Below are 14,191 nucleotides of genomic sequence, written 5' to 3'. Positions count from 1 at the left end.
TTAGCGTCGCTTGCCCTTGTGCTTGATGTTCGCGGGGCGACCGCGTTTGCCGACGACATGTTTGCCAGCCTTGTCCTTGACGCCGTCGCGGCGCGGCGGACGATTGCGGAAGCCGCCTTCGGGGGCGTCGGGCAATTCGAAGCGTAAGGCGCCGCTGATCGGATTGGCATCGACCAGTCGCAGGTCGAGCCGCTGACCGGTCGTGAAGCCGATCCGGCCATGCTCGCTGTCGAGACTGCGAGCGGCTTCGTCATAGAAGAAGCGCTCGTTGCCCAGCGTCGATACCGGCACCAATCCGTCGCCGCCGAGCCCGTCGACGGTCGCGAAAAAGCCGAAGGGCTGTACCCCGGTGATCCGGGCCTGAACGATCTCGCCCTTTTTGTTTGAAAGATACGCAGCGACATAGCGATCGACGGTTTCGCGTTCGGCTTCCATCGCGCGGCGCTCCAGCGCGCTGATCGCTTCGCCGATATGCGACAGTCCCTTGGCGTCGGCCTCGCCCAGCCCGGTGCGTTCCGGAAGCCCCTTCGGCTTGCCCGGCACTTCGAGCTTGTAGCTGTCGACGAGTGCCCGATGGACGATCAGATCGGCGTAGCGGCGGATCGGCGAGGTGAAATGGGCGTAGCTGCCGAGCGCGAGGCCGAAATGGCCCGCGTTGGCGGGGCCATAATAGGCCTGCGTCTGGCTGCGCAGGATTGCCTGCATGATCTCGGGCAGCCGGTCGTCTTCCGAAAAGCCGTCGATCAGGCGGTTAAACACCGCAGGGGTGATCACCTGACCCAGCGCGAAGCTTTGTTCGAAGGTTTCGAGATAGTCTTTCAGGCTGACGAGTTTCTCGCGGCTGGGCGGTTCGTGGATGCGGTACATGACCGGCGACTTCTTCGCCTCGAGGGCCTTTGCGGCGGCCACGTTCGCGGCGATCATATAATCCTCGATCAGCCGCATCGAATCCAGCCGCGGGCGGATACGAATTTCGGCGATGCCGCCTGCTTCGTCGAGGATGACCTGTCGTTCGGGCAGGTCGAGATCGAGCGGAGCCCGGGCCGCGCGCGCCTTGGCGAGTAGCGCCCAGCAGGCCCATAGTTGTTTGAGCGTCGGGAGCACATCGGCGTCCCATTCGTCGCGCGGCGCATCGGCATCATAGGCCGCCTGCGCATGCTCATAGGCGATGTTCGCGCGCAATCGGACGAGCGCGCGAGTGAAGCGCCATGACGTCACCTTGCCGTGCTTGTCGATCACCAGATGGCATGCCATCGCCGCCCGGTCCTGCCCGGCTTTCAGAGAGCAGACGCCCGCCGACAGTGTTTCGGGTAGCATCGGGACGACCTGGTCGGGGAAATAGACGCTGTTGCCGCGCCGCCGCGCCTCATGGTCGATCTCGCCGTCGGGCCGGACATAATAGCTGACATCGGCGATCGCGACGATCGCACGGAAACCGCCCTTGTTGGTCGTGTCGTCGTCGGGAATGGCCCATACCGCATCGTCATGGTCGCGCGCGTCGATTGGATCGATCGCGACGATCGGCAGGTCGCGCAAATCCTCGCGACCTTCGGGGGTGAGCGGAAGCTTTGCCGCAACCTCCGCTTCGGCGAGCGGTTCGGCCCCGAAAACATGCGGAATTTCATGCCGCGCGATCGCGATCATGCTCAAGGCGCGAGGCGCAAAGGGATCGCCGAGGCGCTCAATGACCTTTGCCTTGATCGCCGGGCCGCGCCCGGTCAGTTCAGCGCGGACGAGATCGCCGACATTGCCATCGCCCTTGTCGGCGACGGCGAAGTCGTAGCGCGCGCGTTTGTCGGCGGGACGCAGCCACAGAATCGGCTTGCCGCCAGGCCCCATATCCTCGACGAGTACGCCGATCACGGTCTCGCCGCCGGCTTCGAGCCGTTTCATCGGATGGGCGACATGGCCGCTCCCGCGTTCCTCGGTGCGCGCCAGGATGCGGTCGCCGATGCCGAGTGCGCCCTTGCGACCCTGCTCGATCACGCGGAGGCGCGGTGCCGGCGTGGCGGCCTCCCAGCGTTCGGGCACCGCCCAGACATTGCTGCCCTCGATCGCCGCGACGCGCAGCACGGTGACGCGCGGTAGCCCGCCGTGCTTGTGAAACGCGCGACCCGGCGCAAGATCGACAAGCCCTTCGTCGGTCATGTCCTTGAGCAGCGCTTTCAGTGCGATTTTGTCGTTGCCGTGCAGCGCGAAATATTTCGCAATCTCGCGCTTGCCGACGGCCTCCTTGCTCTCTTCGATGAAGCGAAGGATCTGCTCGGGTGTCGGCAGTCCGGTATATTGTTTGCGGGCCATCATCGGCGGATAGGGGGTAACGGGCTGGCCGTCACCCCCAATGCAACCTCAATAGGGCGAGATGTCGAGAATCCGCCCGCTCGCGGTCGCCGTGCATTGCGATCGATAGTGGCCTGTCGCGACAGTGAAGATATAATTGCCCGCGCCGTCGCCGCGCTGGCTCACCGCGACGCTGCTGCCGCCCGGTGCATTCTGATATTCGTCGCCGCGCCGCTCGCAGGCCGCGCGCGCCGCATCGGGGCCGCCACGTGCGTAGGGGCGATTGGCGGCGCGGCGGTTTGACGCCTCGGCCTCGCCCGCCATGAAGCCGTCGTGATAGGCCTCGCTGTCGTGGCGGTCATATCGGCCGCCATAGAGACCGTCGTTGTAGCCGCGGCCATATTCGCTGTCGTGATCGCCACCCTGGTCGCTCCCATGCTTCTTCTTGTGGCTGGCAAGCGCGGCGATCAGGCCGATCGCCGCGACGCCCGCTATCGCCGCCCCGGCGGACGAGCCGCTGCTGTCACCGTGGCCGCAATCGCTCGCATCGGTCTTGTCGACGCTGGCATAGCGACCGTTCGCAACGACGACGCGGGCGCAGGTTTTCGTCCCGCGGTTCCACCAATATTGCGCGCCGCCCTTGAATTTCTCCATTGTATAGCCGCGGCTTTGCATCTGCGTTTCGCCGCCCGGCGCCCGTGCGCCGACGAGGTCGGACACGTCGGACGGCGGCTTGGCGAATGCGGGTGCGGTCGCGCCGAAGAGCAGCGCAAAAATAGCGGTCGAGGCAATAAATTGTCGTTTCACGATCCGTCCCCTGCTGAATGAAATGCAGATAAGCGATCTGCGGCGGCTATCGCCAGCGGGCGAGCCCCAAAAGACGACTCCCTGCGCCGCCTGCGTATCAGAAATATGATCGCCCGCGAACGGCTTTCAGGATTGATCGGGCGCTAACCGCGCCAGCAATCGCAGTTCTAGTAAGTCCGGCCGATCAGCACGCGTTCGACCGCGGGCTCGCCGGTGAAGAAGCAGGCGCCATCCGCAGGGGAAGCGTTGAGCGGCGTGTTGCGCATCGTCAGCTTCAGCGCCTTGAGCTGTTCGACGATGGCGTCGAGCGCTGCGCCGGTCGGGCGTGACCATTGCACCTCGACCCAGCCGACGAACTTGTCGTCGCCGGCGAAATGGGCTTTCAAATCAGTAATGTCGCGGCGAATGTTCGCGTGAAGTCTTTCCTTGGCCTCGGCATGCAAGCTCGACTGGATGTCCTCGAGCGTCGCAACCGCTTCGCCCACGAAATCGCCCTTGGCAACGAAGGCGGTATTGAGCTTGCCATCGTCCCTGTAGAGCCGGTCGCGGCGGATAACCGCGACATTGCCGCCCGCGACGTCGCGCGGACCGATTTCGAGGATGATCGGTGCACCCTTTTTCACCCAGCCCCAGCGTTTCGTCTGCGCTTTGTTGGCGCCCGCATCGAGATGGACGCGCAGCGGTTCGCGGAAGGCGTCGAGCGCCTTCAGCTCGGACTGCAACGACGCGCAATAGTCGAGGATCGCCTGATCCTCCTCATTGTCGCGCAGCATCGGTACGATGACGATCTGGTGCGGCGCGATGCGCGGCGGGCAGCGCAGGCCATCGTCGTCGCCATGCGTCATGATGACGCCGCCGATCATGCGGGTCGAGGTGCCCCAGCTTGTCGTGTGGCAGAGGCTGTGGCCGCCGTCCTTGTCCTGATAGCGGATGCCTGCGGCCTCGGCGAAGCCGGTGCCGAGATAATGCGAGGTGCCGGCCTGCAGCGCCTTGCCGTCCTGCATCATCGCCTCAATCGAATAGGTCGCGACGGCGCCCGGAAAGCGCTCATTTTCGGGCTTTTCGCCCGCGATTACCGGCATCGCGAGAACATCTTCCGCAAAGGCGCGGTACATTTCGAGAGCGCGCAGCGTCTCGACCATCGCGTCGGTCTTGTCGGCGTGCGCGGTATGGCCTTCCTGCCACAGGAATTCGCTGGTGCGCAGGAACATGCGCGTGCGCATCTCCCAGCGCACGACGTTGGCCCATTGATTGACCTTGAGCGGAAGGTCGCGCCAGCTCTGCACCCAGCGGCTCATCGCGGCGCCGATCACCGTTTCCGAGGTCGGCCGAACGATCAGCGGCTCTTCGAGTTTCGCTTCGGGATCGGGGACGAGCTTGCCCTTGCCGTCGGCGATCAGGCGGTGATGCGTAACGACCGCCATTTCTTTTGCAAAACCATCGACATGGTCAGCTTCCTTCTCAAAGAAGCTCAAGGGGATGAAGAGCGGAAAATAGCAGTTCTGGACCCCGGCATCCTTGATCGCCGCGTCCATCACGGTCTGGATACGCTCCCAGATACCATAGCCCCACGGCTTGATGACCATGCAGCCGCGCACGCCCGATTCTTCCGCAAGATCGGCTTCGGCAATGACATCCTGATACCAGGCCGCAAAATCGGCCTGCCGGGTTACGCTGAGCGCATGTTTGACCATGATATTTAGTTTTTTTCCGTCATTGGGGCGCCGGAGCGGACCCGATTAATTCTTCTTGGCAAGCTCGGCCTTGAGTTCGGCGACTTCGGCCTGGAGCGCGGCGATCTCGGCATCCTTTGCCTTGCCTCCGCCCGCGCCGGGGATGAAGGCGCCTGCCGCCTGCTGGAACATTTCCATGTTGCGGCGGGTCAATTCGGCGAGCGGGTTGGATCCCAGCGCGCCCTCAAGTGCCGAACGGACATCCTGCTGGTTCTTGCGAAATGCTGTCATCGAGGCTTCGAGATACTGCGGCACCATCGACTGCATCTTGTCGCCGTACATGCCGATCAGATGGCGCAGGAAATTGACCGGCAGCAGCGTTTCGCCGCGCGTTTCTTCGTCCATGATGATCTGCGTGAGGACATTATGCGTGATGTCGTCGCCGCTCTTGGCATCGACGACACGGAAATCGCGGCCGTCGCGGACCATCGTGCCGAGATCCTCGAGCGTGATGTAGCAGCTTCGTTCGGTATCATAGAGTCGCCTGTTGGCGTATTTCTTGATCGTGACGACGCCATCTTCCGCCGTCGCCCTGGACTTCGCCATCTTTACCCGCGCTCCTTGTGTTCCGGTGCAATGGCGACGCGCCGCCCGGCCATCCGGATATCGCATTAGCATCAAAATATGATGCATCGCAACATGCGCTGGTCGGGTCGTCAACACGGCGCTGGCGCGATTCGGAATCTGCCGGACAGGGCGCGAAGGGTCGCTGAGGGGCGCGCTGCCAAACAGGAAGTCGGATTCTCCAGCTTAGCGAGCTCTAAACGGCAAACGTAACTTAGTTTCACGGGATATCAATTCTGTGGCATTTTTCTCGTGCCTATGCGTTTATCGAGGTTGTTCGTTTCGTCGACGGGCATTTTGATTCCAACCGATGTATCGGCAGCCCCGCCTTGCCCTGTTGCGAAAATGCCACAGCGCCACATCCGAGTCCCTCGACTGTCAGAAAATTTACATCAAAGGCTTGTGCCGCCGAAAATTTCTGTCTTTCTAAGGGGCAATCCGTTCACTCCCAATTTTTTGAACGGCAACCGGGGAAATACATCATGAAGAAGACTAGCCTGCTAGTTCGGGGCTCCGCCCTGACTCTTGCTTTGTTCAGCGCCATGCCGGCGATGGCACAGAGCGACGCCGCTCCCGCGGACGATGCAGCGGACGCCGCTGGCGAAGGCACGATTGTTGTGACCGGCTCGCGCATCCGCCAGCCGAACCTTGAATCGGCCAACCCGATCGCGGTCGTCACCGGCGCCGAAATCTTTGAAACCGGCGGCATTTCGGTCGGCGATCTGCTCAACGAACTGCCGCAGCTGCGCAGCACGTTCAGCCAGCAGAACTCGACGCGCTTCCTCGGAACGCGCGGCCTCAACCTGCTCGACCTTCGCGGCCTCGGCACGCAGCGCACGCTGGTGCTGGTCAACGGCCGCCGTCATGTCGGTTCGGACGTGCTGTCGAACGGCGTCTCGGTCGACACCAACACCATTCCTTCGGATCTGATCGAGCGTATCGACATCGTGACCGGCGGCGCATCGGCCGTTTATGGTTCGGACGCGATCTCGGGCGTCGTGAACTTCATCCTCAAGGACGACTTTGATGGCGTTCAGCTCCGTGGGCAGAGCGGCGTTTCGCGTTATGGCGATGCCGGCAACCAGTTCGTCTCGCTGACGGCGGGCAAGAACTTCGCCGATGGCCGTGGCAACGTCGCGGTCAACCTCGAATATGCGCGCAGCTCGGACTTTTATGCTTCGGGCCGTCCCTATCTCGACTCGAACGACGCGTTCCTGATTGTCGAAGCTGACGCTCCCGGCTCGCCGAACGGCGCGGCTGGCGGTTTCGACCGCTATTTCGTCCGCGACATTCGTTCGACGACGATCAGCCTCGGCGGCATGGTCGCAGCCTATCAGAACCCGACGACCGCACCCTGCGGCCGCGGTGGCGGCACGGCATATACCTGCGCTTTCCTGTTCCAGCCGGACGGCAGTCTTGCGGCCCAGACCGGAAGCCGCGCCGGCCTCGGCCCGACGGGTCCGTTCCTCGGTGGCAACGGGATGACCGGCCGCGAAGGCAAGCTGATTGCCCTTTCGCCGACGCTTCAGCGTTATTCGGCCAACCTGATCGCGCATTTTGAAGTTTCGCCGGCGTTCGTTCCGTTCATCGAAGCGAAATATGTTCGTTCGGAAGCTCAGGGTTCGCAGAGCGGTCCCTTCTTCTCGCAGGGCGCGACGCTCGGTGACCCGGGTGGCCGCGAGCGCATCCGCCTCGACAACCCCTATATGACGGCTCAGGCGCGCACGCTGCTGACCAACACGTTTTTGGGTTCGACGGTTAATCCGAACACGGGTGCAGGCTTTACCGACACGGTCGTTAATGGTGTTGTTACGGTTACCGCCGCACAAAAGCTGGCCGCCCAGCGCGCGCAGATCAGCGCAGGCACTTTCCGTTTCAGCCTGCGTCGCAACTGGACCGACTTCGGTACCCGCGATGAGGAAATCACCCGCGAAACCTATCGCGCTGTGATTGGCGCACGCGGTGACTTCAACGACGACTGGAACTATGAAGTCTTCGTCAACTATGGCGAGCACAAGGAAAAGAACCTGATCAAGGGCAACGTCAACATCCAGCGCTATCTGCTGGGTATTGACACCGCTCGCGATGTGAACGGCAACATCGTCTGCCGTTCGAAGCTTCCTAATGCGGATCCGTTGTCGTACATCACCGGCACGCCGCTCAGCGCCGGTGACGATCCGCGCCTCGCCGCCGACGTCGCGGCCTGCGTTCCGATCAATCCGTTCGGCGAAGGCTCGGTCACCGATGCGGCGCGCAATTATGTGCTCGTTGACTCGCTGGCTACCGGAAAGATCACGCAGCTCAACATTGGCGGTTTCGTTGCCGGCGACACGAGCGAATTTTTCAACCTGCCGGGCGGCCCTGTCGCCTTCTCGCTGGGTGCCGAATATCGTCGTGAAACGCTGGACTATGATCTCGACGATCTGACCCAGGAAGGATACGCCTTCTACAACGCAATCCCGAGTTTCGACTCGCCTGCGTTCGAAGTGAAGGAAGTCTACGGCGAAATTCAGCTTCCGCTGTTGCGCGATACCCCGTTCTTCCACGAGCTGACGCTGCGCGCCAACGGTCGTATCTCCGACTATAAGGGCAAGGCCGGTACCACCTATACCTATGGTGGTGAAATCATGTGGAAGCCGATCGAAGACATCGGATTCCGCGGTACCTATGCCCGCTCGGTCCGCGCCCCGAACCTCGCCGATCTTTATTCGGCGCAGGGTCAGAACTTCGCTCCGGGCTTCGGAGACCCCTGCTCGGCCGTCAACCTCGCGACGGGCTCGGCTAACCGCCTTGCCAATTGCACGGCTGCTGGTCGTCCGGCGGGTTATGATTTCCGCTACAGCTCATCGCTGGAAATCCTGAGCGGTGGCAATGAAGACCTGAAAGCAGAAAAGTCGGACTCGTACACCGTTGGTGTTCTGCTGCAGCCGCGGTTCATCCCCGGTCTGTCGTTCTCGGCCGACTATTACACCATCACCGTTGATGACGTGATCACCGCTCCGTCGGCGCAGCAGATCGCGAACGCCTGCTACGATCTTCCCGATCTGAACAATGCGTTCTGTGGCCTGTTCCAGCGTGCCGGCGTCAACGGCAACCCGATTCCGGTGGATTATGTCCCCTTCCAGATCCTGGAAGGTAATGGTAACTCGCTGATCCAGCTCAGCCAGAACTACGCGAAGCTGAAGGCTCGCGGTATCGATGCGCAAATCGATTACCGTTACACCGATGGCGACTGGACCTTCACCCTTGGCGGTCTTTACACGCGCGTTCTGCAGCGTGACGAGTTCCTGAACCCGGCAAGCCCGGACTTCAAGAACCGCATTCTGGGCGAACTGGGTGATCCGAAGAACCAGGTCAACGTGAACGTCAGCGCGAAGTACAAGAGCGTTACGGTCGGTTACCAGTTCCGCTGGATCGACAAAATGTACCTGAACACCTACGAAGACTTCAACGAACTGAACGGTCTGCCGCCGCAGAACCTCGACTATGCTTCGGTGCAGAAGTATCCGTCGGTTGCGTATATCGATCTGCGCGCGCAGGTCGATGTTTCGGAAGGTTTCAACTTCTACGCTGGCGTGGATAACGTCTTCAACCGCAAGCCGCCGTTCGCCCTTACGGGCGTCGGTGGTGGTTCGGGGATTTACGACAACCGTGGCCAGTATTTCTATGCTGGTATCGTCGCCAAATTCTGATCGCGGATCAGAACAGCTTTATTGGGGGCCAGAGCGATCCGGCCCCCTTTTTTTTGCCGTGAACGCCGCTACAATCCGTCCATGCTGCACGGGTCGCCCATCGAACAAGCCAACCGGCTCTTTGCCCAAAGACGCATCGCCGAGGGAATGACGCTGCTGACGCATGCCGCGAACGAAGGAAATGTTGATGCGCTGATGCAATTGGCCGTCCTCGATTTCGCCGGACGCCACGGCGCGCGTGATCTCCGCCGAGGTCGCCAATGGCTGCGCCGAGCGGTCGAAATCGGCCATGTCGACGGTGCGTTGATGGAAATCGCGTTGGTCGCCAACGGATCTGGACAGGCGCATGAGGATTGGAGCGGCGCGTTGACCTTGTTGCGGCAGGCCGCGCGCGGCGATCCGGTCGCCGCCGAGCAGATGGCGCTCGTCGAACGCATGCGCATCGATGCGGAAGGTCGGCCTAAAGCGATGCCGCGCGCTGAACTGCTTTCTGAAGCGCCACATGTCGTTCGCTATCCCGCGCTGCTCTCACCCAACGAATGCGCGCACATTGCGGCAGTGGCCGGGCCGATGCTGGAACCGTCCGCGATTGTCGATCCATCCACCGGAACGCTTCGCCCGCATCCCGTCCGGACCTCGATGGCCGCCGTCATCGGCCCTGCCAAAGAGGATCTTGTAGTTCGCGCGATCAACCATCGCCTTGCTGCGATCACAGGCACTGCGACCGAACAGGGCGAACCGCTGTCGGTCATGCGCTATGACATTTCACAGCAATATCGCATGCATGTCGACGCGCTGCCGGGCACGGAAAATCAGCGGATCAAGACTGCGATCATCTATCTGAACCATGGCTATAAAGGCGGCGAAACGCTGTTCGAGCAAGGACCGAAAATTGCCGGGCAGCAGGGCGATGCCATCGTCTTCGACAATGTGAAAGACGATGGATCATCCGATCCCGTCTCGCGGCATGCTGGCCTGCCCGTTACGAGGGGCGTCAAATGGATCGCGACGCGGTGGATCCGCCAAGCTGCCTATGACCCATGGACCTATCGTCCAGGGACCTAAACCCAAACGCGTTCAAACCGGGCACCGAGCCCCGTCAGCAACTCATATTGCGACAGGCCGGTGCGCGCTGCCGTCGACGGCAAATCATAGTCGAGCGCGAGCCAGTCGCCCTCCTCGATCGCACCCGCGTCGCTGGCATCGAATGCGGTGAGGTCCATCGATACGCGGCCGATCAATGGCAGTGTGTGCGTTCGCCATGTCGCCCCCGCCCCCGTTTCCGCATGGCAACGCAGATAGCCATCGGCATAACCAATATTCACGGTCGCGACCCGGCTGTCCCGGTTCGCGGTCCAGGTCGCCCCATAACCCAGCGTTTCGCCCGCGCGGACAGTGCGAACCTGCAACAGGCGGGCCTCGGGAAAGACGACCTGGCGAATATGGCCCTGCGCTTCGCCGCGCGGCGTGCCGCCATATAGTGCGATGCCCGGGCGCGTGAGGTCGAAGGCGTAGTCGGTGCCGAGGCAAATCCCCGCGCTGTTCGACAGGCTGTATCGCCGGGCGGGGATCGCATGCCGGATATCGTGGAAGGCAGCCAGTTGCCGCGCATTCTGTTCGCTCTCCTCGTCGGCGGAGGCGAGATGGCTGAGCAGTGTCTCGATATTCAGTCCTTCGAGCGCGCCGGCCTTCGCCTCCTCGATGCGCAGGCCAAGTCGGTTCATTCCGGTATCGACCATCACGTCGCACACCCGCCCTTCCCCGGTTTCACGCCAGCGCGCGACCTGGGCAAGGCTGTTGAGAACGGGCCGTGCAGGCAGCGTACGCGCCGCGACCATATCGCTGACACCGACACCGTGGAGCACCGACAGCGATATGCCTTCAGGCAAGGGCATCAGCGCGGCTGCCTCGGCCCAGGTCGCGACGAAAAAGTCACGGCATCCCGCCGCGGCAAGAGATCGCACGACGTCGCGCGCGCCGAGGCCATAGCCGTTGGCCTTGATCGCAGCACCGCACGCGGCTGCGCCGCTTTGCGTCGCCAGCCAGCGCCAGTTGGCGATGAGGGCATCGCTGTCGAGACGGAGGCGGAGCGGCGACGGGACTTCGATCATGCCTCGCCCCTATACGGGTTGGCGGGCCGCGCCAATGGGGTGATCAGGCTGCGGGCGCTGGCTTGTCCCACTGTCCCTCGACCGGATCCTTGAGCATGAAAGCGGCAACGAGGAACGCGACGAGCACGACACCCCATGTATACCACAGCCCCGCATAGGCGTTGCCGGTCTTTGCGATGATGAAGCTGGCGATCAGCGGCAGGAAGCCCCCGAAATAGCCGGTGCCAAGATGATAGGGGATCGACAGCGATGAATAGCGGACATGCGGTGGGAACATTTCGGAGAGCAAGGCCGCGACCGGGCCATAGGTGAATCCTGACAGCGCGCTGAGTCCGAGCAGCGCGAGGAAGATGACGACGATGCCGCCGACGCCGGGTATCTGCTTCGCGAAGTCATAGCCCATTGCCTCGAGCGCGGGTTGCAACAGCGCGGGATCCTCGCTCGCGACTTCGCGGTCGCCAATGCGAATTTTGACGCTGTCGAAGCCGCTGTCGGTTGCGGCAACCGTATAGGGAACGCCGAGCCTGGTCAGTTCGCCGAGCGTGCGGCCGCACGCGGTTTCCTGTTTTTGCGCGAAGGGGTCGAAACTGCACTGCGATCCGGCGACGGTCACCGGTGCGCGCCCGGCCGCCGCGCTCAGCGCGGGATTGCCGACGCTGCCCATCAACCAGAACAGCGGAAAGAGCAGAACAAGCGTTGCGGCATAGCCCCAGACGATCGGCTTCTTGCGCCCGATGCGGTCGGACAGGCTGCCAGCCCAGAGGAAGAAGCCCATCCCGACCGCAGCGGCGCAGCCGACGATGATTTCGGCGGCGGTATCCTCGACCTTCATCGGCCCCTTGAGGAAAGCGAGGCCCGAGAACATCGCGGTGTACCAGATGACCGTCAGGCCGGCGGCGATGCCGAACAACGCGATAAAGATGCGGCGCGGGTTACCCGGATAGGTGAAGCTTTCCTTCAGCGGATTCTTTGCCAGCTCGCCTTGCTGCTTCATCGCCTGGAACACCGGGCTTTCAGACAGTTTTAGGCGCATCCAGAGCGATATCGCGAGCAGGATCAGCGAGAGGAGGAAGGGGACGCGCCAGCCCCAGCTCTCCCACACCGCGTCGGACATCAGCGCCTTGCAACCCAGCACGACGATCAGGCTGAGTACGAAGCCTCCGACGACGCTCGCCTGGATGAAGCTGGTGTAGAAACCGCGCTTTCCGGGCGGCGAATGCTCGGCGACATAGACCGCCGCGCCGCCATATTCGCCGCCGAGCGCCAGCCCCTGCAGGATGCGGAGCAGGATGACGATGATCGGCGCCGCGATGCCGATCGTCGCGGCCGACGGGATCATGCCGACACCGGCGGTCGCGATGCCCATCAAGGTGACGGTTACGAGGAACGTATATTTGCGGCCGAGCCGGTCGCCGAGGAAACCGAACAGCACGGCGCCGAGCGGGCGGAAGCCGAAACCGACCGCGAAACCCGCCCAGACGAGCAACGTCTCGAGCGTCGCATTGTCGCTGGGGAAAAAGGCTTTGCCGATGATCGCCGCAAGCGTGCCGTAAATGAAGAAATCATACCATTCGAACACCGTTCCCGCCGACGAGGCGGCGATGACCATGCGAATTTCCTTCTTGCTCGGCTGATAAGCCGCGCCCTGACCGGCGACGGCGACACTGTCGGTCATACACTCTCCCCCGCCCCGGATTGCATGGGGCTTTTGCCCATCTCTACCGGGCAAGCGCCGTCGCGCAAGCCTTCTTGGCGCGGCGTCATTCCGGTGGCAGTATATGCCGATGCAGTTCATCGACCTTTCGATCCCGATCACCAACGACGTCGTGTCCGACCCGCCGGTGATGCGGCCGAACATCACCTATATGACCCACGAAAATACGTGGGAGCAGATCGCGATGTTCTTTCCGGGTCTGACGAAAGAGGATCTGCCTGACGGCGAAGGCTGGGCGGTGGAAATGCTGTCCCTCAGCACGCACAACGGCACGCATATGGATGCGCCCTGGCATTATCATTCGACGACCGACAGCGGCGCCTCGCCCGCGCCGTCAATCGACGAAGCGCCGCTCGACCTGTTCTTTCGCCCGGGGATCAAGCTCGACTTCTCGGATCGCCCGCATGGCCATGTCGTGAGCGCCGCCGAGGTCGAGGCCGAACTCGCGCGGATCGGGCACGACCTCCAGCCGCTCGACATCGTGCTCGTCCAGTCGGGCGCCGTCTATGGCACCGATAATTTCACCGACCAGGGTTGCGGCATGGGCGCCGAGGCGACGCTGTACCTCACCGAACGGGGCGTGCAGGTCGTCGGCACCGACGCGTGGAGCTGGGATGCGCCGTTCAGTCACACTGCGAAGCGCTGGGCCGAAACACGCGATCCGTCGATCATCTGGGAAGGGCATAAAGCGGGACGCATCCGGCCCTATTACCAGATCGAGAAGCTGACCAATCTTGCCGCGATCCCCGCGACGGGTTTCACCTTCAGCTGCTTCCCGGTAAAGATCGAGCGCGCGAGCGCGGGATGGATCCGCGCGGTGGCGCTGGTCGACTAAAGGTTGGTCGTCGCCAAAATCCATAGCGTCCAGCCGGCCAGCACCAGCAACGCCCCGAAGGTCGCAAGGACGCCGACCTGTCGGCCGAGCGGCGCCTTCCCCGGCTCCGACGGTGTATAGAGCCCGATCACATGTGCGACGCGGCCGATGAGGAAGATCGCGCCGATGATCATCAGGCCCATATGATTGGCGCGTGCCGTCTCCAGCAGCCCGAGCAGGATGATCGTGATCGGTGCATATTCGGCGAGATTGCCGTGCGCACGGCTGGCGCTGATCAGTTTGGCATCGCCATGGTCGCCGAAAGCGGCCTTCACGCGCAGTCGCTGGCGCACCGTGTCGATCGCGGTGACGAGCAGCAGCAAGGCGCAGACGGCGGCCACGAACGCGGTTACGGGTAATGTCATGAGCCCTCTCCCCTGTTTCCCTCCGCGAGACTAGCCGCGATGTCGGGCGCG

General features: G+C 62.7%; 11 protein-coding genes. 3 read left to right on the top strand and 8 right to left on the bottom strand.

The window, feature by feature from the left end:
• From AC3A43_RS05655 to phaR, 4 genes are all read right to left on the bottom strand, one after another.
• Nucleotides 1-2,304, bottom strand: coding sequence for a ribonuclease R family protein (locus AC3A43_RS05655; RefSeq protein WP_487791550.1), 2,304 nt, complete (start codon nucleotides 2,302-2,304; stop codon nucleotides 1-3).
• A 45-nt stretch (nucleotides 2,305-2,349) separates the two neighbouring features.
• Nucleotides 2,350-3,087 (bottom strand): hypothetical protein, encoded by a 738-nt coding sequence (locus tag AC3A43_RS05650; RefSeq protein WP_487791549.1) that lies wholly within the window; start codon nucleotides 3,085-3,087, stop codon nucleotides 2,350-2,352.
• 167 nt (nucleotides 3,088-3,254) lie between these two features.
• A complete protein-coding gene (gene proS, locus AC3A43_RS05645) occupies nucleotides 3,255-4,781 on the bottom strand; it encodes a proline--tRNA ligase (protein ID WP_487791548.1) in 1,527 nt (508 codons plus the stop codon).
• A gap of 45 nt (nucleotides 4,782-4,826) precedes the next feature.
• A complete protein-coding gene (gene phaR, locus AC3A43_RS05640) occupies nucleotides 4,827-5,366 on the bottom strand; it encodes a polyhydroxyalkanoate synthesis repressor PhaR (RefSeq protein ID WP_487791547.1) in 540 nt (179 codons plus the stop codon).
• A 500-nt stretch (nucleotides 5,367-5,866) separates the two neighbouring features.
• Between phaR and AC3A43_RS05635 the strand changes: the two genes are divergently transcribed.
• On the top strand, nucleotides 5,867-9,076 hold the full coding sequence (locus tag AC3A43_RS05635; protein WP_487791546.1) for a TonB-dependent receptor domain-containing protein: 3,210 nt from the start codon (nucleotides 5,867-5,869) through the stop codon (nucleotides 9,074-9,076).
• 18 nt (nucleotides 9,077-9,094) lie between these two features.
• Here the strand turns inward: AC3A43_RS05635 and AC3A43_RS05630 are convergent, their stop codons facing one another.
• Nucleotides 9,095-9,580, bottom strand: coding sequence for a hypothetical protein (locus AC3A43_RS05630; protein ID WP_487791545.1), 486 nt, complete (start codon nucleotides 9,578-9,580; stop codon nucleotides 9,095-9,097).
• A 66-nt stretch (nucleotides 9,581-9,646) separates the two neighbouring features.
• Between AC3A43_RS05630 and AC3A43_RS05625 the strand changes: the two genes are divergently transcribed.
• On the top strand, nucleotides 9,647-10,141 hold the full coding sequence (locus AC3A43_RS05625) for a prolyl hydroxylase family protein (RefSeq protein ID WP_487791544.1): 495 nt from the start codon (nucleotides 9,647-9,649) through the stop codon (nucleotides 10,139-10,141).
• On the opposite strand, the gene alr is transcribed toward AC3A43_RS05625, so the two are convergent.
• Both alr and AC3A43_RS05615 read right to left on the bottom strand, forming a co-directional pair.
• On the bottom strand, nucleotides 10,138-11,187 hold the full coding sequence (gene alr / locus AC3A43_RS05620; protein WP_487791543.1) for an alanine racemase: 1,050 nt from the start codon (nucleotides 11,185-11,187) through the stop codon (nucleotides 10,138-10,140). The two genes, AC3A43_RS05625 and alr, sit on opposite strands and share 4 nt — an antisense overlap.
• Nucleotides 11,188-11,230: 43 nt before the next feature.
• A complete protein-coding gene (locus AC3A43_RS05615) occupies nucleotides 11,231-12,862 on the bottom strand; it encodes an MFS transporter (RefSeq protein WP_487791542.1) in 1,632 nt (543 codons plus the stop codon).
• 109 nt (nucleotides 12,863-12,971) lie between these two features.
• On the opposite strand from AC3A43_RS05615, the gene AC3A43_RS05610 reads away from it, so the two are divergent.
• On the top strand, nucleotides 12,972-13,736 hold the full coding sequence (locus AC3A43_RS05610; RefSeq protein ID WP_487791541.1) for a cyclase family protein: 765 nt from the start codon (nucleotides 12,972-12,974) through the stop codon (nucleotides 13,734-13,736).
• Here AC3A43_RS05610 and AC3A43_RS05605 read toward each other — a convergent pair.
• Complete coding sequence (locus tag AC3A43_RS05605; RefSeq protein WP_487791540.1) at nucleotides 13,733-14,140, bottom strand: MAPEG family protein; 408 nt, start codon at nucleotides 14,138-14,140, stop codon at nucleotides 13,733-13,735. The genes AC3A43_RS05610 and AC3A43_RS05605 overlap by 4 nt on opposite strands.
• Nucleotides 14,141-14,191 lie beyond the last annotated feature (51 nt).

The organism is Sphingopyxis sp. Soil_C_28 (assembly GCF_057657055.1).
This window is presented reverse-complemented; position numbering and strand designations above follow the sequence as displayed.

What these genes read in the sequence shown, in the direction of transcription:
- AC3A43_RS05655 (WP_487791550.1), bottom strand. Translation starts at nt 2,304, where the DNA reads ATGATGGCCCGCAAACAATATACCGGACTGCCGACACCCGAGCAGATC.
- proS (WP_487791548.1), bottom strand. Translation starts at nt 4,781, where the DNA reads ATGGTCAAACATGCGCTCAGCGTAACCCGGCAGGCCGATTTTGCGGCC.
- phaR (WP_487791547.1), bottom strand. Translation starts at nt 5,366, where the DNA reads ATGGCGAAGTCCAGGGCGACGGCGGAAGATGGCGTCGTCACGATCAAG.
- AC3A43_RS05635 (WP_487791546.1), top strand. Translation starts at nt 5,867, where the DNA reads ATGAAGAAGACTAGCCTGCTAGTTCGGGGCTCCGCCCTGACTCTTGCT.
- AC3A43_RS05630 (WP_487791545.1), bottom strand. Translation starts at nt 9,580, where the DNA reads ATGTGGCGCTTCAGAAAGCAGTTCAGCGCGCGGCATCGCTTTAGGCCG.
- AC3A43_RS05625 (WP_487791544.1), top strand. Translation starts at nt 9,647, where the DNA reads ATGCTGGAACCGTCCGCGATTGTCGATCCATCCACCGGAACGCTTCGC.
- alr (WP_487791543.1), bottom strand. Translation starts at nt 11,187, where the DNA reads ATGATCGAAGTCCCGTCGCCGCTCCGCCTCCGTCTCGACAGCGATGCC.
- AC3A43_RS05615 (WP_487791542.1), bottom strand. Translation starts at nt 12,862, where the DNA reads ATGACCGACAGTGTCGCCGTCGCCGGTCAGGGCGCGGCTTATCAGCCG.
- AC3A43_RS05610 (WP_487791541.1), top strand. Translation starts at nt 12,972, where the DNA reads ATGCAGTTCATCGACCTTTCGATCCCGATCACCAACGACGTCGTGTCC.
- AC3A43_RS05605 (WP_487791540.1), bottom strand. Translation starts at nt 14,140, where the DNA reads ATGACATTACCCGTAACCGCGTTCGTGGCCGCCGTCTGCGCCTTGCTG.